16 protein-coding genes are annotated in these 19,959 nt (G+C 64.0%); 1 reads left to right on the forward strand and 15 read right to left on the reverse strand.

From position 1 onward, the window contains the following. Positions 1–32 precede the first annotated feature (32 nt). Both IAE77_RS22630 and IAE77_RS22635 read right to left on the reverse strand, forming a co-directional pair. The gene (locus IAE77_RS22630) at positions 33–1,097 is read right to left on the reverse strand and encodes a hypothetical protein (RefSeq protein WP_294231661.1); all 1,065 of its coding nucleotides are present in this window, start codon (positions 1,095–1,097) and stop codon (positions 33–35) included. After that, a complete protein-coding gene (locus tag IAE77_RS22635; RefSeq protein WP_294231664.1) occupies positions 1,094–2,308 on the reverse strand; it encodes a glycosyltransferase family 4 protein in 1,215 nt (404 codons plus the stop codon). The genes IAE77_RS22630 and IAE77_RS22635 overlap by 4 nt, the downstream gene beginning before the upstream one ends. A gap of 125 nt (positions 2,309–2,433) precedes the next feature. Between IAE77_RS22635 and IAE77_RS22640 the strand changes: the two genes are divergently transcribed. Further along, positions 2,434–4,257 (forward strand): ATP-binding protein, encoded by a 1,824-nt coding sequence (locus IAE77_RS22640; RefSeq protein WP_294231666.1) that lies wholly within the window; start codon positions 2,434–2,436, stop codon positions 4,255–4,257. Between the two features lie 389 nt (positions 4,258–4,646). Here IAE77_RS22640 and IAE77_RS22645 read toward each other — a convergent pair whose 3' ends face one another. The 13 genes from IAE77_RS22645 to IAE77_RS22705 all read right to left on the reverse strand — a co-directional run bounded on the left by IAE77_RS22645 (position 4,647) and on the right by IAE77_RS22705 (position 19,834). Further along, positions 4,647–5,495 carry a glycosyltransferase gene (locus IAE77_RS22645; protein ID WP_294231668.1) on the reverse strand — a complete coding sequence of 283 codons (849 nt, stop codon included), beginning with the start codon at positions 5,493–5,495 and terminating at the stop codon, positions 4,647–4,649. Continuing rightward, positions 5,492–6,781: a glycosyltransferase family 4 protein gene (locus IAE77_RS22650; protein ID WP_294231670.1), complete on the reverse strand. Its 1,290-nt coding sequence runs from the start codon at positions 6,779–6,781 to the stop codon at positions 5,492–5,494. The genes IAE77_RS22645 and IAE77_RS22650 overlap by 4 nt, the downstream gene beginning before the upstream one ends. A gap of 7 nt (positions 6,782–6,788) precedes the next feature. Further along, positions 6,789–8,348, reverse strand: a complete 1,560-nt coding sequence (locus IAE77_RS22655; RefSeq protein ID WP_294231673.1) for an oligosaccharide flippase family protein — start codon at positions 8,346–8,348, stop codon at positions 6,789–6,791. Positions 8,349–8,485: 137 nt separating this feature from the next. Then, complete coding sequence (locus IAE77_RS22660) at positions 8,486–9,208, reverse strand: FkbM family methyltransferase (RefSeq protein WP_294231675.1); 723 nt, start codon at positions 9,206–9,208, stop codon at positions 8,486–8,488. A 14-nt stretch (positions 9,209–9,222) separates the two neighbouring features. Continuing rightward, positions 9,223–10,410 carry an alkaline phosphatase family protein gene (locus IAE77_RS22665; protein ID WP_294231677.1) on the reverse strand — a complete coding sequence of 396 codons (1,188 nt, stop codon included), beginning with the start codon at positions 10,408–10,410 and terminating at the stop codon, positions 9,223–9,225. 20 nt (positions 10,411–10,430) lie between these two features. Then, entirely contained in the window at positions 10,431–10,817 is a 387-nt protein-coding gene (locus tag IAE77_RS22670) for a response regulator (RefSeq protein ID WP_294231679.1), read from the reverse strand. Then, a complete protein-coding gene (locus IAE77_RS22675; RefSeq protein WP_294231681.1) occupies positions 10,804–12,567 on the reverse strand; it encodes a SpoIIE family protein phosphatase in 1,764 nt (587 codons plus the stop codon). Before IAE77_RS22675 ends, IAE77_RS22670 begins: the two co-directional genes overlap by 14 nt. Positions 12,568–12,579: 12 nt before the next feature. Then, positions 12,580–12,864, reverse strand: a complete 285-nt coding sequence (locus tag IAE77_RS22680; RefSeq protein WP_294231683.1) for an STAS domain-containing protein — start codon at positions 12,862–12,864, stop codon at positions 12,580–12,582. Between the two features lie 5 nt (positions 12,865–12,869). Next, positions 12,870–14,174 carry a sugar transferase gene (locus tag IAE77_RS22685; protein ID WP_294231685.1) on the reverse strand — a complete coding sequence of 435 codons (1,305 nt, stop codon included), beginning with the start codon at positions 14,172–14,174 and terminating at the stop codon, positions 12,870–12,872. A gap of 3 nt (positions 14,175–14,177) precedes the next feature. After that, the gene (locus IAE77_RS22690) at positions 14,178–14,933 is read right to left on the reverse strand and encodes a sugar transferase (RefSeq protein WP_294231687.1); all 756 of its coding nucleotides are present in this window, start codon (positions 14,931–14,933) and stop codon (positions 14,178–14,180) included. Positions 14,934–15,003: 70 nt separating this feature from the next. Then, entirely contained in the window at positions 15,004–16,251 is a 1,248-nt protein-coding gene (locus IAE77_RS22695) for a glycosyltransferase family 4 protein (protein ID WP_294231689.1), read from the reverse strand. Between the two features lie 65 nt (positions 16,252–16,316). Then, positions 16,317–19,280, reverse strand: coding sequence for an ATP-binding protein (locus tag IAE77_RS22700; protein WP_294231691.1), 2,964 nt, complete (start codon positions 19,278–19,280; stop codon positions 16,317–16,319). Then, a complete protein-coding gene (locus tag IAE77_RS22705) occupies positions 19,277–19,834 on the reverse strand; it encodes a heme NO-binding domain-containing protein (RefSeq protein ID WP_294231693.1) in 558 nt (185 codons plus the stop codon). The genes IAE77_RS22700 and IAE77_RS22705 overlap by 4 nt, the downstream gene beginning before the upstream one ends. Positions 19,835–19,959: the final 125 nt, after the last annotated feature.

The following is a 19,959-nucleotide window of genomic DNA, read 5'->3' on the forward strand; positions in this document are numbered from 1 at the left end:
ACTCAGCTTTGCATCGCCCGCAAGTGAGGGGGCTAGTTGAAGCGATGCCAGAGGGTCGTGTAGGACTGGATGCGCTGGCTGGTGACTGGAAGGTCGTCCCACAGCATCAGGCACAGCGCGTGCAGCAGCGACTCACGTGGATGCCGTTCGATCGGCTGCGGCACGCCAAGCGGCACATGGGGCATGCGCAGGTGCTGAAGGATGTTCTTCCACAATGGCTGCTCCGGGCACTTGTTGTCGCCGTTGTGGGCGTATTCGCAGATGGAGGCGAAGGGGGTCCGCAGCCGACGTCCTTCGATTTCGAGGAAGAGGCTGTGCGCAAGCGCGGCAACCTCCGCATGCAGTGTTGCGAGGTCCTCCCGGTTCTGCGTGGAGCGCTGTGGATGCAGTTTGAACTCCACGCCGATGGCGTGATGCCGGCGCAGGGCCGCATCCGCCTGGAGGCGCTGATGCCTCTCGCGACAGCTCCAGTGATAACGGCCTTCCGCCGCCAGCAGCGCATCTCCGAGCGCGAGCTGGGCCTTGGCGATGTTGCGGGCGACGAAGTCGGCGTCGTCGGGTGTGAAAACGCTGCGCTGGAGGCGCTCCCGGGCGAAAAGCAGACCGGAGCAGCGGTTGAAGAGCAGGCGCGTGGCCTCGCGCAGCGGAATGAGTGACGCGTCGCGATGATGCGCGGTTCCTTCGAGCAGCCGGTCATCGCCAATGAGCCAGCGATGGCCCATGACGAGATCGTAGTAGAACATGCTGGTCTGCGCGCGGCGCAGTTCGTCGGCGGAGATCACCTTGAACTCCACTTCCACGCCGGCGGAAGGCGTCAGACGTTCTCCGAGCGCGTGCAGCTTCTTCTTGAAACGACGCTCGTTCAGAAACGTGCTGCCGCGGACAAAGACGAAGAACTCGATGTCGTTGTAGGGCTCGTCACTGCCCGCTGTGCGCAAAACGCCGCCTTCTCCGCGGCCGTAGCCACCGGCGAGGGCGAGGCCTTCGAGCTTCGCGGCGGGGATGAGCGCTTTCACGCCTTCCCGCACGTCGTCGCAGACTTTGGCAAGGTGCTGCTCCAGCGCGTCGCTGCCATCCAGGGTGAAACGAGTGCTCATGCGGCCAGGAATTCCTCCACTTGGTCAACGATCGGCTCCATGGCGAAGCGGCGGCGGACCTCCTCGTGGCCGTTGATGGTGATGCGGTTGCGCAGCGCGGCATCTTTTTGCAGCAGGCGGATGCGCTCGGCCAGATGGCCCGCATCGCCCGCGTCGTAGGTGAGTGCGTTGTCGGCATGGCGGAAGAGCTCGCGGCTTCCGCCGGTCAGTGTGCCGATGACCGGAAGACCGCAGCTCATGGCCTCCAGCGGTGTGAGCGCGAAGGGTTCCTCCCACTCCGAGGTGAACAGGAGGGCATCGTGGCTGCGATAGATCGCCGGCATCTGGTCCGGCGTGGCGCTGTGCCAGGAGACGGGCAGGTGATGCTCCTCGGCGAAGCGTTTCAAGCCGTCCACGTAGCTGGCGTCGCCCTTGCCATAGACACGCAGTTCGCCATGAAAATTCTCCTTCAGCAGCGCCAGCGCACGGAGGGCGGTGTGGATGCCTTTGTCCTCCGCCAAACGGCCGACCCAGAGCCAGCGCCGTGGATCGCGCAGGGCGGGGGAGCCGCTGAAGTGCTCCGTATCCACCGGGCAGTGGATCACACCGCCATGACCGACATCGTAGCCCTGCTGCGCGGTGAGCTCGCGAAGCCGGGCGCTGGTGAAGTAGAGACGTGGAAAGCGGATGTCGCTGACCGGGTTCGTGGGGGCGAGCGGACTGAGACGTCGCTGGCGGCCCAGCAGGGTCCACACCAGGCGCTGCGCCTGGGCACCGAGCGAGCCTTCGCGGCGGTTCCACCAGTCGAGCCACACATCCGCCTTCAGGCTGCGGAGGATCCAGTGATCGCTCACATCATACACCACGCGCACGCCCAACTGCTGCAGCGTGAGGCAGAGCGACTTCGAAAGGCCGTTCATGCACCACACATGCACGACGTCCGGCCGGAAGTCCGCGATGTGCCTGCGCAGCGTGTCATTGTTGTGAATCTCCAGGTGCTGGAGCTCGCTGAGCGGCAGCCAGGGGTGCCCGTAGTAGCCATGGACGCGGAGCTGGCGGTGCACATGCGGCTGACCGGCCGGTGGCGGGGCGGAGTCGAGGCCGTGATCGCTGGTCAGCACGCGGATTTCGTGACCCCGGGCCTGCAAGGCCTCGGTGATGGCGGCGCAGCGGAGTTCGTAACCGCCGACGTAGAAGGGCGGGTAGAGATTGGTGAGCGTGAGGATGCGCATGGGGCAGGAAAGCACCGGGACGCTCAGGGCAGGAGTCGCGGCTGTCAGTCCCCCCAAGTGCGGGTGCATTGATGTGGAGGCACTTTCGCAAAGCGTGCTTATGGTGTGCCTCTGTTCATCAAACCGTGCCCGAAAAACGCCTCCCAACTGCTGCTCCACCCTCCCACCAGCTCCCCTGGCTCTCGTGGCATCCCGGCCTCGTCGGCCTGGTGACGTTTCTGCTGGTGGTCGTGCCGTTGCTGATCGCGGTGTGGAACATGCATTCCCAGGCGGACCGCATTCTGAAGGCGACGATCCAGGAGCAGCTCCTGAGTTCGGCGCGGGTGCTGGCCCAGTCGGTGGATCCTGATGTCCACGCCACCTTGAAGAAGGCGGAGCAGGAGAAGTCACCGCAGTATGAAGCGCTGGTGCGTCGCATGGAACAGGCCCGTTCGACGATCGACACCGTGCGCATGATCAAGTTCAGCTACACCTGCGTGCTCGACGGTGATGACGTGCGTTTCGTCGTCGATACCACTCCGGAGGGCGATGCCGACCACGATGGCACGGAGGACAAGGCGCACCTGATGGAGCTCTACGAGCACCCGAGCCCCACGCTGCGCCATGTTTTGCTCAACGGTGTGGCCATGGTGGACCAGAAACCCTACTCCGACCGCTGGGGCACCTTCATGAGCGCCTTCGCGCCGATCATTGATGCCCGACGCCAGGTGGTGGGCGCGACGGGCGTGGACGTCTCCCTGGAAGATTTTGAACTGCAACGCTCCGGTCTCCGCCATGTGGCCACCTTGAGCGCCTTCGGCGTCATTTTCCTGGCCTACCTGGCCGGTCACGGCATGGCAGGCTATCACAGTCGCCTGAAAAGCTCGGTGCAGAGCCTCATGAAGGCGAATGAGGCGGCGATGACTGCGGAACGGGTGAAGAACGACTTCCTCGGTGCGATGAGCCATGAACTGCGCACGCCGCTGAACGCGGTGCTGGGCATGTCGGAGATGCTGGCGCAGACAAAGCTCGACGCCTCGCAGCAGGAGATGATCACCACGGTGCAGCGCTCCGGCGAGTCGCTGCTGGGCACGCTGACGAGCATCCTGGAGTTCACGCAGCTCGATGGCGGGCGCTCGCAGGTGAAAGCGGAGGAGACACACCTCGACACGCTGCTGCAGGAGGTGCAGAAGCCCCACGAGGCGGCCCTGCGGGAGAAGGGATTGACCGTGGTCCACCAGATTGAGGAGAACTGCCCGCCTTTCTTCACCGCGCAGACGGCCCTGATCCGCCAGGTGCTGTCCCACCTCGTTTCAAACGCGATCAAATTCACCGACACCGGTGGAATCGAGATCCGAGTGAAGGCCACGAGGCATGACACGGGCGGCGGCAGGCTGCACTTTGAAGTGCGGGACACGGGCATCGGCATCGCGGGGCATCATGTCACGCGTTTGTTCGAGCCGCTGTTCCAGGCCGATGGCGGCACCACGCGCCGTCACGGCGGCACTGGCATGGGACTGGCGCTGTGCAAGCGGCTGTGTGATGCGATGAAGGCCCACATCTGGGCGGAGTCGAAGCCAGGCCAGGGCAGTTCATTCCACGTGGACGTTCCTGTGGAGGTCTTCCGCACCATCGTGGTGTCCGCCAGTCCGCTGGCCTTCGTCTGGACGCATGATTCGACGGCCCGCATGCTGGCCACCCGTGTGATCGAAAAAAATGGCAGCGTGGTGCACGCCGTGAACTCCCTGGGAGAGCTGAAAAACCACGCGCAGCTCACTGAGGCCGCGTTTCTCGTGATCGACGCTCATGAGGCTTCGGCAGAGACGGTGGCGGAGCTTCGCGGACTCGCGAAGGCGGCGCGTCTGATCGTCATCCACGGCCAGACGGAGCCGAACAGCCATCCTGCGGCCGATGTGATCGTGCCCGCGCCGGTGAAGCCGGCGGATCTGCGCAAGGCGCTGGAGTTGTAGCTCAGTTCAGGAGAGGCGACAGAACGCTCGTATCCCGCATTCCTCACCGCACTGGTCACAGGCTGCGGCAACCTGTGATCTGGCTCGGATACGATTACGAGGATCCGAGGCGGTGTTTTGAAAGTCTCCCTGCATGTGCCGCAGAGCGGCAGCGGTCTCGTAGCCCGGCCTTTCAAGGCCGGGAGGCCTTGCGCGACATGCCATTGATCTCAGACCGCGTCGCAGTGCGACGCTCGAACCGTCCATGGGACAGTGGCAGGTTCGCGTGTCGCTCTGCGACACATCCTGGCAGGCGAAAGTAATGCGCTTTGCCATCTTCCCGGCCTTGAAAGGCCGGGCAACGCCACGGTCGTCGCGCCGCGACTTTTCTGCACGTTTTCAAACACGAGCTACGCGGTGCGGAAGCCGGTGTATTTGCCGAGGCGCTGATTCCAGCGGATGCGCAGCGCGTGGAGGAACTCTGACAGGCGTTTGTTCCGCCTGCACCAGCGCAGATCGTGCCGTGCGTCGCTCAGCAGGCCGAGCAGCACGGTCTTGGTCCAGCGGCGGTCCTTCGCGGAGATGCTTCCGGCCTGGGCAAAGGCACGGGCGTCGCCATGGGCGCGTTTGCGGGCCTGGGCGGGGGTGTAGTTGTGGCTGTGCATGGCCACGGACTCGGGCACGTAGCGGATGTGGTAGCCGTTCGCTTTGCACCAGCGCGTGTATTCGTCGTCTTCGGCGTATTGCAGATCCTCGCGGAAGCCGCGTTGCGCCCACACGTCCTTCCGCAGGCCGCTGCTGACCATGCTGAAAAAGTGATCCCAGGTGGAGGATTCCCGCTGCGGGCCGAAGCAGCGGTCGTAGTCGCAGGCGAAGACGGCCTCGCAGTCCGGGCGGGGGATCTGGCGGCTGAAGCACGCGGCGGTCTTTTTGTCGAGCAGTGCATCAGCGAGCGGTCGCAGCCAGTTCGGCCCTTGGGGCGTGGCGTCGGCGTTCAGGAACAGCACGCGGTCGGATTTCGCCAGGCGCATGCCGTGGTTCATGACTCGGCTGGGATTGTATTCCTGCGGCGTGATCTGGATGAAGTGGGCCGGGCTGGCCGCGTGGATGAGGTCCTGCGAGCCATCGCTGCTGCCGCTGTCGATCACGATGAGCTCAAAGGGCGCGTAGGCCTGCGCGGCGAGTGCGGGCAGTGTCTCCTTCAGCGCCCAGGCCTCGTTGTAAGAGCGCATGACGATGCTGATGAGGGGATCGCTCATGAGATCGTGTAACGGGGTTTTGAAACCATGACGGGTGAGGCGCTGCGGCGGCTGACAGCATTCGAGAGCTCGTCGTAAACCCTGGCGACGCGTGCGGCGATGGTGGGCACGTCATACTTTGCCAGCACCTCGGCCAGGGCTTCCTCCCGCAGGTGACGATGCTTGGCATCGTCGTTGAAGACGGTGTCGATGGCCGCGTGGAAGGTGGCGGGCACGTTCAAATCGTAAAGCAGGCCGGTGCGGCCATGATCGATGAGGGTGAGCGGACCGGACGTGCGTGTGGAGATGACCGGCGTGCCTGCGGCCCAGGCTTCGAGGATCACGATGCCGAAGGGCTCCGCCCGTGAGCTGAGCACAAACGTGCGTGCCTGCTGGATCAGGCCAATCAGCTCGGGGGAACCGGATTCGAGGCCGCCCGTGAGCAAAACGTCATTCGGCAGGCCGAGGCGATGGATCTCGCGATGCAGCTCCTCGACGACTTCCTGCGTGGTGCCGGCACCGATGAGCACGAGCATGGCCTTCGGGTGGCGTTGCCTCACCTCCGGGAGTTGGCGCACGAGCCAGGGAAGGTTCTTCGCGGGATCCAGGCGGGCCACTTTGACGATCACGTCGCGTCCGGCGATCTGCGGGAAGGCCTTCAAGGCCGCTTCCCGATGATCCACGGCATACTGGGCGGCGGGGACACTGTGCGGCTGCACGATGATGCGCTGTCGCGGATACTTCTGCTGCAGCAGCTCGGCCTCACGCGGGTTGCAGGTGAAGATGGCGTCCGTGAGCTCGAGCACGCGGCGGCTTTGCACGAGCGCCCCGAGGGCTTTGCCCCACTCCCAGCCACCACGGAGCGGCGCGGTGAGTTTTTCGCCCACCTCAGCCGGAACATCGAGCGCTCCGCCATGCAGCGTGACCACATGAGGGATCTTTTTCCATCGAGCCACCCGCAGGCCGATGCCGGCGATGCGGTTCAGGGCGTGGCTGTGAATGACATCCGCCTTTTCGCGCAAAAGATGGGCTCCGAGGTCGAATGAGAACAGATTCCCGCCCCAGGAGACGAGTTCTTCCCGCTGCCGCTGGCTGATGCCGAGCACCGGCACGAAGGCGTGGTAGCGTCGCACGCGTGTGCCGGTGCAGCGGATGGGATCACGGGAGCAGGGCAGGGAATGACGCGGCGCATGCACGGTCGAGGTGACGTCGTGGCATTGCAGGCCTTGAATCAGGCGCAGCACGGCCGTTTCGGTGCCGCCCCATTGAGCGGGCTCGTATTTGCGGAGGATGTGGGAGATGTGCATGGGCGACTCAGGCGGTGGCGAGCACGGGTTTGGCGCGTTTCTTGAAGAAGCGGGAGCGGATGGCCGCGCGCTCCTCATCACCGAGCGCGGCGATCCACAGCGTGAAGGCGGTGGCCAGCGCGGCGAAAGAGCCTGCGCACATCGTTTGCAGCCAGGGGTGACCGTGAAACACGCCCAGATGCGGTGCGGCGGCAAAGATGAGCACGGCGGGCACGCAGCACAGCGCCGGTGCGAGCACGGTCTCGCGCAGCAGAAGCAGCGGCGGCCTGCCGATGTCACGCGCCATCCACGGCCACAGGCGCAGCCAGCCGAAGTAAAGCGTCGGGATCAGGGAGCCGACGGCCACTGCGACGACATTTCGGAAGATGAGCACGAGCGCGATGCTCAGCGCGAGGTTTGCCACCGCCTCGCCCACGCCGAGCCACATCAGGCGGCGCTCATGGCCGGTCATCATGTAGATGCGCTTGCTCACGCTGTGCGTGAGCGTGGAGGTGTAGAACCAGAACAGCAGCACCTGGGCCACCAGGAGCGTTTCATGGGCGATCTGGGCCTCGCCGGTCAGCAGGCGGAGCATGGTCTCCATTTCGAAGGCACAGAAGACATAGAGCGGTGTGGAGATGAGGGCGCTCCAGCGCGTGCCACGGTGCAGAAGGTCGCGCAGCGAGTCGTGGTCGCCGCTGGCATGCAGATGGGCGGCGGCGGGTGACAGCGTGTCCTGGAGCTGCTTCGTGAACTGCGCGAAGACTTCGGCGACCTTGGCCCCGGCCTGGTAGATGGCGATGGCACCGACAGAAAGCGTCGCGCCGAGCACCAGCTGGTCGGTTTTGCCAAGAATGATGTTCGTGGCGGTCGTGATGTAGGCGAAAATCGAGAACGCCATCGTCTCACGCATGACGCCGCGGGAGAACAGCCGCGGGCTCAGCCGCACCTCCGGCATGCCGCGCAGCGCGAAGAATGCGCTCAGAAGATCCGGCACCAGGGCGAAGAACAAGGCCGCGATCATGATGCTCATGAAGCCCCAGCCATGCCAAACGGCCCAGACGATGACGCCGAGACGCAGCAGCATTGCCACGGTGGTGATGTTGTTCGCCAGGGTGATGCGCTGCTGCCCGCGCAGGATCTCCGGGAAGATGCCCAGTGGAAACGCCAGCCCGATGGCGGCGAAGAACACGATCAGCACCAGACGAAACTCCTCATGATGCTGCGGCGACACATCAAACAGCCGCACGATGTGATGCGAGCCCAGGGTGACCGTCAGCGCCAGCACCAAGGCCACGCTGAGGTAGAAGAACAGGATCGTGCTGAGCACGCGGCTGAGTTGCGACCAGTCTTTCGAGACGGAGAGCTCCGCCACTCGTTTCTGGGCGGCGAAGCCGAAGCCGAAGTCCAGCAGGATGCCATAGCCGAACACGCTCCACAGCAGCGACCAGAAGCCGAAGGACTCCTTGCTGAAGTGCTGATACAACAGCCGGAAGGTCAGCAGGCCGACGACGATGCCGACAAAGGTCCGGAGGTAGTTGGAGAGCGCATTGCTCCAGATGCGGCGTTGGATGTCGGCGTAGGTCATGCGTGTCCGGAGTGTGCGGCCGTGGCCCCGCCGGAACAATCCCCCCAGGTGGGTGGTGAGCGCATCCCGATCAAAAAAACGAGACCGGAAGACTTTCGTCCTCCGGTCTCATCGCAGACCAACCGATGCAGAAATGGTCAGCGGATGAACAGCCAGGTGTTCTCCTCCACGGTGCGGGTGTGGAAGCCGAGGAAGTGGATTTGATTGATCACGGCCTTGGTCGCAGCCTCACCGACGATGCTGGGATGCAGTTCGATGATGATACGGGTGACGCTGGGCGGGATCTGGGCGAGGTCGAGGTGCGTTTCAGCGCCTTCGATGTCGCAAATGAGCGCCGTGGGCGGTTCCGGCATGCGTTGCACGAGACTGGGAAAGCTGAGAGACGGCACGGTGATGCGTTTGGCGGAACTTCCGGCGGTGACGATGCTGTTCTCCCAGAACTCGCCGCCGACATCGAGGCTGATCTCGCCGTCCTCGGCCGCGGCGGCGGCTTCGATGATGTCGGGCGTGAGTTTGTTGAGCTGGTAGTTCCGCTTCAGCATGGCCAGCGTGTTGGGATTCGGCTCCACGGTGACGTGATGCTTCACGCCGATCACCTTGCGGCAGAACAGGCCGATGAAGCCGATCGCGCCGCCGAGTTCGAGCACGACGTCCTTCCTGGTGAGGCAACGGTCGGCCAGACGACGTTCCTGGAACTCGTAGCGGCCTTCGAGGATGTGGTTTTTCATCAGCGGTGACATGCCGGAGATGTCGAGCGCGATGCCATGCAGCCGTGCACGGCGTTTCGCGGGCAGGGTTACTTTGAAATGCCAGCGGGTGAGGAAGTTCTGGAGGAAAGCCGGGAGTGCGAGGGTGCTCATGAATGGAAAAGGTTTCAGGCCGCGAGGGCGAAGGTGGATGCGGTGGCGCTGGAGCGTGCGGCGATGGCGTCGAGCATCAGGCGGTGGATGTGGGGAATGTGTGTGACGTCCTGCGGCACGTCCGGCGTGCTGCTGAAGAGCGTGGCGAAGCTCTGCGGATCATCGGGGTGATAGCCGTGCATGGCACGGATCGGCCGCTCACCCATGTGGGAGGGAACAATGAGGCAGCCTTCACGCACGAGGAAGATGAGCTCGCCAAAGCGGCCGTCCGCGAAATGAGTGCGCAGTTGTTTCATCTCCGCTTCCGGCATGATGCGGCCTTGCGGCACCTTCTCGAGCGCTGCGATGATGCGACGGCGTGCGAGGTCGCTGTTGAACCAGAAACGGGCCATGGTGCTGTCATAGACGACGTTGTAGTCCCGGCCGATGCGCATCCCGAGCCCGTCGATGACACTCATGAGGTTGAGATGCTCGTCGCAATTGGCCATGCCGTGGTCGCTGAAGACATGCAGGGTCACGCTGCGGTAGTGCTGGTGCGCGGCTTGCAGCGTCTGTGTGATCCAGGCCTCATATTCGGCGAGCTTCGTGTCGATCTCCGGTGATTGGTTGCCGACGCGGTGCAGCAGCCCGTCGAGACCGGCCCAGTATTGAAACGCGAAGTCGATGCGCTCTGCGGTGATGTCCGCGTTCAAACGGTCGCGGTTGGCCTCCTCGGACTCGTCGGGGTTGGTGACGAAGTAGGGCACTTTCGCGGCTTCGAGCTGGTCGAAGATGTTTTCCCCGCGGTTCATGCCCCTGGGCTTCAGCGGGCTTTTTTTCTCCGTGAAGTCGTAGAGGTGGATGCGCTGGAAGGGGATGTTGTAGAGGTCGAAGTAGCCCTGGAAGCCCAGACGGCGTCTGGCGAGCTTGGTGAGCAGGCGGCGCACGATGCGGCGGCTGGTAAGCGCCTTGGGCAGGAAGCGCAACCAGCGGAGCGAGCTGAAGGGCGAGTTCTTCGGGTCGTGGATGAAGTAGCACCAGTTCTGATGCTCGTCGGGCCAGCGTCCGCTCAGGATGCTCGGAACGCAGGTGCTGCTGTAACCGAACACGCTGCCGAGTCTCCGGCGGTGAGGCGCTGCCTGTGCGAGGAAGTGCGGGCGGGTCTTGATGATCTCCCACCCGCAGGCGTCGATCATGATGAAGAGGTCGAGGTGGTCTTTCATGCGGTGGGGGGACTGCTGGATCACGCACTGAGGACCAGGCCGAGCAGGCGCTGGATGTCCTTGCGCAATTGCGAGGGGCTGAAGGGCTTGGTGATGAACAGGGAGGCATCTTCAAAGCCGTGATGCTGGCCGCGGGCGAGCTGGCCGCGGGCGCTGAAGATGACGACGGGTATGTCCTGCGTGTCGGGGCTGGATTTGAGCTCACGGAGCGTCTCCTTCCCGTCCATGACAGGCATGATGTGGTCGAGCAGGATGATGCAGGGCCTCTCACGACGGGCAATGTCGAGCGCCTCTCGCCCATCGGTGGCGGTGAGCACCCGAAGGCCGAGGGGCCGCATGCTGAGCTCCGCCACACGGCGGATGTGCGGCTCGTCATCGACGATGAGGATGGGGCTATCGGCTGGCATGACTGAGTGACTGCGGGCAGGGAACGGGAAGGGTGGCATGGGCGCGGGCGAGGATGATGAAGGTCGCATCGTCCCGCACACGGGCGGACTCATGATAGACGCGGTGCATCTGACGGAGGCTATCGCGGGCCGCCCAGGCATCCAGCCCCGCAACTGAGGTGCTTCTCAGCCAGTGATGCAGCATTTCCCGGGTGATCTGAACCTCGGAACTGGTGCTGTCACTGAGGCCGTCGGTGTGCATGAGGATGTGCGTGATGCCTTTGAGATGGATCTCATGCTGCGGGAACACGTACTCCTCGCTGACGCCGAGCGGCGGGCCGTCGGAGCCGATCTCGGCCACTTCGACACCATCGGAGAGCAGCAGCGGGCCATGACCGGCGCCGCAGGTGCGCAGGGTGAGGCTGTCAGGGCTGAGGTAAGCAAGCTGCGCGGTGATGAACATGTCCGCACGGTCCAGTTCGGTGAACAGGCTGCGGTTGAGCTGGTACATCAGCTTCGCCGGCTCGGCAGCGAGGCTCAGGTGGGCGTGGAGATTGCTGCGGAAGGCGGTGGCGAAGAGGGCGGCGGGCACGCCTTTGCCCATCACGTCCGCGATGACAAAAAGACGCCCGCCATCGGCAAGCGGGATGCCATCAAGGAAATCGCCACCGACCTCACCCACGGAGGTGAGATGCCCGGCGCTCTGCACCACAGCGCTTTGCGGCAGTTCCACCGGCAGCAGCGAGCGCTGGATGTCCGCGGCGATCTGCAGCTCCCGTTTGATGAGGCGGGAGTGATTCGCCTCATCGCGACGACGCAGGGTGTGCAGCAGGGTGCCGAGGAAGTCCCCCAGGCTGCGCACGACATTGATCTCGGCGGCCTTCGGCTCCCAGTGGGCCTTGTTCACGCCAAAGGTGATCACGCCGATCACCTCGCCACCGCTTTCCAGCGGGTGAGCGACGCCGCTGACGGTCTGATGAAGATGAGAGAGCGGATCGGCGCCGTCGAAGGCCGAACTGCCATCGAACCACTGATCCTGACGGGAGATGCAGGCACGCGATTCCACAAGATGGGTGCTGCTGACATCGAGAAAGGGCGTGACGAAGGATGTCGCCGGCGAGACGGCGATGCGCTCGAGCTGCGTGCCGTCCGGCGTCATCATCCGCAGGCTGAGAAAGTCCGCCGCGGCAAGCTGCCGCAGCTCTTCCAGCCAGTTGGCCGCCAGGGTGTCCGCAGGAATGTCACGCGCGGCATCCGCGCCGAGCCGGAAGATGTTTGCCAGCATTTCATAGCACGCGGAAAGTTCCGCGGTCATGACTTTGAGCGTCGCGGCGGCATCATCGTCCTTCCGTGGAGGCGTGCGGCGGTCGCGCTGGAGATGCAGCACGTTTTCCTCGCGGCCGCGCAGGTAGCTGACGCGATCGGTGAGCGATTCGATGATGAATAGCCCGCGTCCGTGCTCGGATTCGTCATCTTCGGGCAGGCTGGCTTTCACCGGCCAGTCAAAGTCCGAGCTGTGGTCGGTCACCCGCACCTCGACGCCAGTGGTGGTCGTGGTGGCCTGGATGTTCAGCGGGCTTTCGCTTTCGCTGTGGACCACGGCGTTTCCTGCGGCCTCCGCCAGCACCAGTTCCCACTCGCGGCACTCCTCAGCGCCGAGGTTCTGGTGATCCAGCCAGGCGATGACTTCGCGCACAGCCTCATGGGCTGATTGCAACGTGGCTTGGAAGTCGATGCGGACACCGGAGCAGGACTGGCGGACGAGATGCATGGGGGACGGGGATCAGGCGTGGACGATTTCAAACACGCGATGCAGGCGTGTCAGCTCAATGAGCTGCGTGACGGCCGTGGAGGGATTCAGCAGCTTCAAGATGCCGCCCTGGGCGCGAAGCGTCTTGTGCAGGGAGAGCAAGGCGCCGAGGCCGGAGCTGTCGATGAAGCGCGTCTTGGACAGATCGACGGCCGTTTCCGTGGATTCGGGCGTGATGTCGCGTGCGACGCGGTCTTTCCAGGCGCGGGCGGTGGAGGAGCAGAGTTCAGCGGGTGCGGTGATGACTGTTGGGTTCATGAGGATCAGACTTGGCAGGTTTGGGGGATGTTTTTGTCGAGTTGGCCGGTGGCGGACTCGTGGGTGCCGTTCAGGGCCAGAAAGCGGGGCAGGCAGCGCAGGAGGATGCGCAGGTTCATGCGGACGGAACGGTGCACGCTGTAACAGGCGGCGTGGGCAAGGGCGGCCTCCGGTCCTTCCAGGCCATCGTCCGTCGCATCGGCGAGCGAGAACACTCCCGCGGGCGAGGCTAGCCAGAGCTGCTCGAATTCATCTCCCAGCGCCGCGGCTTGGGGCGCGGTGAGCGGGCGGTTGCCGACGAGGTGCATGTCACCACGAAAGACGCGCCAAAGCTCCGGCCAGCGAGCGAAAAGACTGTCGATGCCGTTCAGCGCATGCAGAGGCGTGGTGCGCGTGTAGCGATCCTGACGGCCGGGTGGCGGCAGGATGATCTGGCGTCGCACCACGGTGGTCTCATGCCGCATGAGCCTCGTCCGCAGCATGGTGAAGGCGGCCAGGGGCAGCGTGAGCACCATCAGCAGCAAGGCGAAGAGCCGCGTCATCCACGCGGACGGCTTGCCGCCGTAGTGCTGGCGCTTCAGGCTGGCGAGGAGGAACTCATCCGTGATCTCGACAAACGAGGCGAGGCGCCAGTTTTCGAGGCCGTCTCCCCACGCGAAGGAGTGCGAGACCTCGGTCATGGCGCCGACATACGTGTTCGGGCCGATCCAACTGCCGCGCACAGTGGACTGATGGTCAATGAAGGCCGCGTTCTCGATGATGGAGCCGCCCATGATGTGGACGTTTTCTCCGATGATGACACGTGGGCCGATCCATGCGGGGCCTTCGATGACGGCCGTGGAAGCGATGCGCGCACGCGTGCTGACAAACACATCCGAGGCCAGACGGCGCATGGTGAGGCGTGATTCGGGCTCCACGTGCTTGAACTTGCGCCGCATCACGTCGTAAAGGCCTTCGGTGCTCTCCCAGAGCGGCAGCGTGGGGCCTTCCGGCAGTGTTTCGAGCGCGATGACCGACGTTTCGGCATCCGTGGCGAAGAGCGTGCGGGCGGCCTCGATGGTCGGCTCCCGGGGCACGGGAATGATCGTGATGCGCAGGCCCCAGCGACCGCCGTCACCCGTGGCGCGGCGGATTTCCTCAGGACGGTCCGCCACGAGCAGCGTGACCTCCTTGACGCCGTCGATGGCCAGTTTTTCAAGCCACAGGTCGAGCAGCTCACGGCCCATGAAGGGCATGAGGGCCAGCGGTTTCATGCGGCGGGCGAAGCCGGCGCATTCGCGATGATCTGGAAGGATGACGACAGCTTTCATGGCTCACATGCCTTTCCCCAGCACAATGGCGGGCACGGTTTTCAGAAGGATCCACAGGTCGCGGAGGAAGGACTGGCTCTCGATGTAGCGCACGTCGAGCCGCACCTGCTCGTCAAAGTCGATGGAGTTCCGGTCGCCGATCTCCCACAGGCCGCCTTCGCGTTCTCCCACCTGCCACAGGCAGGTGATGCCAGGCCGCGCATGCAGGCGGCGGCGGTCGCCGGGCGAATAGAGCGCCACCTCACGCGGCAGCGGCGGACGCGGGCCGACGATGGACATGTCACCGCGCAGCACGTTGATGAACTGCGGCAGCTCGTCGATGGACGTCTTGCGGATGAAGCGGCCGACGGGTGTCACACGTGGATCGTTCTTCATCTTGAAGGTCACACCCTGCGCCTTGTCGTTTTGGGCCAGGAGCTCGGCCAGCTTCGCCTCCGCATCCACACACATGGAGCGGAACTTCAGCATCTCGAAGTGGCGGCCGAGCATGCCCACGCGCTTCTGCTTGAAGAACACCGGGCCGCCATCACGGCGGATGAGCAGCGCCACGATGATGAACACTGGCGAGGCGAGCAGCAGGCACACGAGGCTGATGACGATGTCAAAGAGACGCTTCACGGCGTGGGTGCCATTCACCACCGTGAGCCAGCTCCAGCGTTTCAAATGCATGCCCAGGCGCATGCGGAGACGGCCCATGCGGTTCTGCGCCTGCAGGAGACGTGCGGCTTGCTGTTCAGCGAGGTGCGATGTGTGAATCATGAGTGGATCGTGAATGATGGGGCGGTGTTTGTAACTCCCCGCAGGTGTGGGGAAGGGGGGGATGGTCCGTTCAGGCGGCGGCGAGCGCCGCGGGTGTCAGGACTTCCGAAACCGGGTGTGAAAGCCGTGGCGCGGCATGCTGCGCCACGTCGGTGAACATGGTTTCCAGATCGCGGATGTAGCCGTCGAAGTCGTAGCGCTCCGAAACGAGCTTCAGGCCGTTTTCACCCATCTCGCGGGCCTTGGCCTTGTTTTGCAGCAGCTCATCCAGACGCTGCGCAAACGCGCCGCGGTCCATCCACGGCACCAGATGGCCGTTGTGGCCGTCGATGAGCCAGTCTTTGATGCCACCGGCGTCAAAAGCCACGACGGGCAAGGCATAGCGCATGACTTCGAGCCCGATGGTTGCGATAGGCTCCGGCCACACACTGCTCAATGCGACGACACTGCATTCGCGGTAGTAGGCCTTCAGTTCCTCCTGCGGGATGAAGCCTTTGAAATGTACGCGGTCGCTCAGGCCCAGATCGCGGCTCAACTGCTCGCAGTGGGCCTTGTGATTGCCATCGCCGAGGATGATGCATTCAAAGTTGCTTTTCACCTTCGCCAGCGACTCCAGCAGCACGTCCACACCTTTGCCACGGATGATCTGGCCGGCGTAGAGGATCAGATTGCGGTCGCTGAAGCTGCTGCGGAGCGTGGGATCACCCATGCGCGGCACGGGTGCGTGGATCTCAATGCGGTTCGCGTCAAAGCCGTTCCGCAGCAGTTCATCACGCATGTAGGTGGTGACGACGACCATGCGGTCAAAGCGGCGGTTTAGCGCGATCTCGCGCTTCTTCTGGCGATAGCTCAACCATTTCAGCGGGAGGCTGCCGCCGCTGTTGTTTTTCACCACGCATGCGCCGCAGCCGAAGACGCAATAGAGCGAGGCGGCACGCGTGCAGATCTCACGGGAGAAGTAGTGATACTTGTAGCTCCGCATGCAGTAGATGTCGTGGTCATGCACCATGCGCACGAGCGGCACATTGCTGTCCACCAGCGCCTGGATGACATCGAGGTCGGCCATTTTGTGCACATAGACGACGTCCGGCCGGAAACGCAGCACGGCGTCCTTTGTCTGTGCCGCCGCCGTGCTGCCGGAGAGAGGAAACGTGTGGGTGAAGACCTGCCTCCAGCCGTTCTCGTTCTTTCCGGTGCCAGGACCGTGAAGGATGGCGATGTCGTGGCCGCGTTTCGCGAGTTGTTCGGCGGTGATGAAGGCGTTGGCCTCGGCCCCGGCCAGGGCGCCGAAGCGTTCGTGAACGTAAAGGATCTTCATGAGGCCGCGAACATGCGGCCGTGCGCAGGCGCTTGAAATCCCCGCAGGTGGGTGGTGGTTCGCCGCTACTTCGACCAGGCGGTGAGCGCGGGCGCGGCGATCTTGAAGGCCTGCTTGATCTGCTCCACCAGCGCCGGCTGGTTTGTGCGCGCGCCTTGCTCGGCGAGTTGTTCCAGCTCGCGGCACAGCGCGTGCAGTTGATTGAGTCCGAAGAGGCTGCTGCTGCCCTTCAAGGCATGCGCCACGCGGCGGAGCGAGTTCTGATCGTCAGTCGCGGCGAGTTTTTCGAGCTCCTGGATGCGTTCCGGCGTGTCTTTGAGCCAGTTCTGGACGAGCTCGGCCGTGTCTTCGCGGCTCAGCTCCTCGATGAGTTGTGAAATGGCCTCCTGCACGGCGGATTGGTCGTCCGGCGCTGAATCCGGCCCTGGTTCGACGATTCTCGTGTTCTCCAGCACACGGACATGACTCAGTGCTTCGGTCAGAGCCTTCGCACGCAGCGGTTTTGAAACGTAGTCGTCCATTCCGGCCGCGAGACAGCGTTCACGCTCGCCCGCCATGACGTTCGCGGTCATGGCGATGATCCGGCACCGCGGGCGCTTCCACAGCGCGGTGGATTCGATCTCGCGGATGGTGCGCGTGGCCTCGTAGCCGTCCACGCGTGGCATGTGGCAGTCCATCAACACGGCGTCATAGACACCGCTGGCAAAGCGGTCCACCGCCTCCTCTCCATCGCGGGCGACTTCGGCGGGATAGCCGTGTTTTTCGAGCATCATCATGGCCATGCGGGCGTTCACCTCGTTGTCCTCGACCACGAGGAGTCGCGGCCGGCTGCCTGTGCCATGGGCAGGCACCGTGGCGGCGGTGTCCGCGGCCTGCGGCTCCGGCTCGGCATCGGGCATGCCTTGCGCGATCTTGAGCGGCAGATGGAACCAGAAGCGTGAGCCGGCGAAACGTTCGCTCTCCACGCCGATGCAGCCGCCCATGAGCTCCACAAGGCGTTTGCAGATGGCCAGGCCGAGTCCGGTGCCGCCGAAACGACGGGACGACGAGCTGTCCACCTGGGTGAAGGGCTGGAACAACTGGGCCTGCTGCTCCTCCGACATGCCGATGCCGGTGTCTGCGACACTGATCTCGAGCGTCACCGGCCCCTCGGCCGGCGAGGTGAGACGTTTGACGTCGATGCGGATGTTGCCCTCGTCGGTGAACTTGATGCCGTTGCCGACGAGGTTCATGAGGATCTGCCGCAAACGGCCTGGATCGCCCACCAGCGTCGGCGGCACGTCAGACGCGATGTGCGTGATGAGTTCGATGTCGCGCGCGGCCGCCTTGTGGCGCAGCAGATCCACCACGCCGCGCACCACATCGTCCATGCGGAAGGGTTCCTCGACGATCTCGAGCTTGCGGGCCTCGATCTTGGAGAAATCGAGGATGTCGTCGATGATCGTCATCAGCGACTCGCCGCTCTGTCTCACGGCATCCACCATCTCCCGCTGCTTGGGCGCGAGGTCGGTGTCGAGAAGCAGGGAGGACATGCCGATGATGCCGTTCATGGGAGTGCGGATCTCATGGCTCATGGTGGCCAGGAAGTCGCTCTTGGCGCGTGAGGCCGTCTCCGCGGCTTCCTTGGCCTGCAAAAGCTGATGTTCCGCCGCGCGGCGGACGATGTACTGGCCGATCTGGTTGCCGATGCCGGACAGCGACTCCAGCAGCGAGTCATCGGGGTCCAGGAAGTCCCGGCTGAAAAACTCGACCGACGCGATCGTGTCTCCGCCGGCCATGACCGGAAACGACAGCGCTCCATGCAGGCCGCAGGCAGCCACCACATCGGCGCGGGCGAAGGGCTCCGGCTGGGTGGCAAAGTCGCGATACCAATGGGCGCGGCCCGTCTTCCACACGAGGCCCGGCAGGTCCTCGCCGGATTCGAAGACCACTTCCCGGCTGCGGGTCGCGAACGCCTCCAAATCGACTGCCGGATCGTGCCACAGCTCGGCCAGGCGCATGTTTGTGAAGGTCGGGTCCACCATCCACATTGCTCCGGCGGTCCAGCCGAGCTTGGTGCAGATCATCTGGATCACCTTGGCCGCCGCCTGCCGCATCGTGTCCGCCTCCGCCAGGATGCGGCTGGCGGAGAACTGCATGGCACGACGTTGTTCGTCGAGGCGGCGTTGCGTGATGTCGCTTTCGATCGCCATGAAGTTCACCACCTCGCCCTTGTCATCATGCATGGGCTGCACTTCCACGGAGACCCAGTAGCGTTTTCCGGAGCGATGGTAGTTCAGGACCTCGGTGCGGAAGCTCTTCTTCTCCGCGATGCACCGGGCCATGTGGGCGATGGTGGTGGGATCGGTTTCCGGTCCCTGGAGCAAGTCTCCCGGCTTTCGGCCTTCAGCCTCCGCTTGGGACCAGCCGGTGATGCGGGTGAAGCCTTCATTCACCCACTCGATGCGTCCTTGGGCGTCGGTCACGACCACTCCGTTGTCGGTGCGTGCGGCCACCAGCGCCAGTTTGCGCAGGCTTGCCTCCTGGGCTCGTAGCTGCGCCCGTTGTTCGGTGAGACGTTTGTTGAGCTTCTGCAGATCATCCGTGGCCATCCGCTGGGTCTGCAGCACCTGCAGCAGATCGATGGTCTGGTCGTGCACGGCGAAGTCGCTCATCGTCAGGCCGAAATCGTCCACCTGGTCCGGGTCGCTGAGCCACGGACTGCCGAGCAGCACGCCGTGAGGTGGGTCGTCGAGAATGATGGCCTGGCCGCGCAGCACCCGTTTCGAGTGCTGATCTTCCAGAAGGAACAGCCGGTCGGTATGACCCGCGGCCATGGCGTGGGTGAAAACACCTTCCGGCTTTCTCGAGACGAACAGATCCGGAAGGCGTGCCCCAACCACAGCGTGCGGGCAGAATTTCAGCAATGACGGCCCGGTTTCGAGGATCACGTCGTTGTCATCCCACACGAAGTAGAAGGGAAACGCACGGAGGAACTCCCGTGTCGGGAGGCTGCTGATCACACTGGAGGTGTCCGGGCGGAGCTTCATGCGGCGGCGGAGGTCCAGCGAACCTCGAAGACATCGTGATCAGCGCCTGCGGCCTTGGATTCGACCAGCGTCGCCGTGGCGGGCGTCTTGTAGAGCTTTCCAAGGCCCTGCACGAGGCCCACCACGAAGTCCGTCAGCCCGGAACGATGGGTAAGGTAGTGCAGGCGCAGCGAGTTGTCACCGATGTCCGAGCACTCGAAGCTCGGCGGGCGGAGGTTCGGGTAGATCATGGTCACCCGTGTGTGGAAGTTGGGCAGGTTGAGGAGGAACTCCTTCAGTGACTGCCCGCCGGAGCGCATCATCGCCCCGTAGCTCTTCGCGGCTGTCTCCAGCACCCAGTGCTCGCCGAAGGCGATGAGGATGTCGCGTGCCGGGGCGCCGAGGATGTCGGAGGCCGCGCTGACCAGGTCGTAGGTGATGTCGTCGGGATAGGCCTCGTTGCTCACAAACACCTCCACATCCACGCCGGCTTTCGCCTTGATGGCTTCCCATTTGCGTTCTCCGAACTGGGTGACGACGAGATCTTCGATGGCTTTGTTGACGAGTCCGTACATGGCGATTGAGGACACTCATAAACGAAGGAGATCCCGCGTGCACGGCCTTCCAGCCGATTCCCCGCATTTGAGGGGGAAAAAGAAAGCCCGCATGGCGTCGGACACCATGCGGGCTTCGTGAGTGG

The organism is Prosthecobacter sp. (assembly GCF_014879935.1).
Classification (GTDB): Bacteria; Verrucomicrobiota; Verrucomicrobiia; order Verrucomicrobiales; family Verrucomicrobiaceae; genus Prosthecobacter.

Bases quoted from the DNA above. Each gene is read 5' to 3' on its own strand.
- IAE77_RS22630 (WP_294231661.1), bottom strand. From the start codon at position 1,097: ATGAGCACTCGTTTCACCCTGGATGGCAGCGACGCGCTGGAGCAGCAC.
- IAE77_RS22635 (WP_294231664.1), bottom strand. From the start codon at position 2,308: ATGCGCATCCTCACGCTCACCAATCTCTACCCGCCCTTCTACGTCGGC.
- IAE77_RS22645 (WP_294231668.1), bottom strand. From the start codon at position 5,495: ATGAGCGATCCCCTCATCAGCATCGTCATGCGCTCTTACAACGAGGCC.
- IAE77_RS22650 (WP_294231670.1), bottom strand. From the start codon at position 6,781: ATGCACATCTCCCACATCCTCCGCAAATACGAGCCCGCTCAATGGGGC.
- IAE77_RS22655 (WP_294231673.1), bottom strand. From the start codon at position 8,348: ATGACCTACGCCGACATCCAACGCCGCATCTGGAGCAATGCGCTCTCC.
- IAE77_RS22660 (WP_294231675.1), bottom strand. From the start codon at position 9,208: ATGAGCACCCTCGCACTCCCGGCTTTCCTCCAGAACTTCCTCACCCGC.
- IAE77_RS22665 (WP_294231677.1), bottom strand. From the start codon at position 10,410: ATGAAAGACCACCTCGACCTCTTCATCATGATCGACGCCTGCGGGTGG.
- IAE77_RS22670 (WP_294231679.1), bottom strand. From the start codon at position 10,817: ATGCCAGCCGATAGCCCCATCCTCATCGTCGATGACGAGCCGCACATC.
- IAE77_RS22675 (WP_294231681.1), bottom strand. From the start codon at position 12,567: ATGCATCTCGTCCGCCAGTCCTGCTCCGGTGTCCGCATCGACTTCCAA.
- IAE77_RS22680 (WP_294231683.1), bottom strand. From the start codon at position 12,864: ATGAACCCAACAGTCATCACCGCACCCGCTGAACTCTGCTCCTCCACC.
- IAE77_RS22685 (WP_294231685.1), bottom strand. From the start codon at position 14,174: ATGAAAGCTGTCGTCATCCTTCCAGATCATCGCGAATGCGCCGGCTTC.
- IAE77_RS22690 (WP_294231687.1), bottom strand. From the start codon at position 14,933: ATGATTCACACATCGCACCTCGCTGAACAGCAAGCCGCACGTCTCCTG.
- IAE77_RS22695 (WP_294231689.1), bottom strand. From the start codon at position 16,251: ATGAAGATCCTTTACGTTCACGAACGCTTCGGCGCCCTGGCCGGGGCC.
- IAE77_RS22700 (WP_294231691.1), bottom strand. From the start codon at position 19,280: ATGAAGCTCCGCCCGGACACCTCCAGTGTGATCAGCAGCCTCCCGACA.
- IAE77_RS22705 (WP_294231693.1), bottom strand. From the start codon at position 19,834: ATGTACGGACTCGTCAACAAAGCCATCGAAGATCTCGTCGTCACCCAG.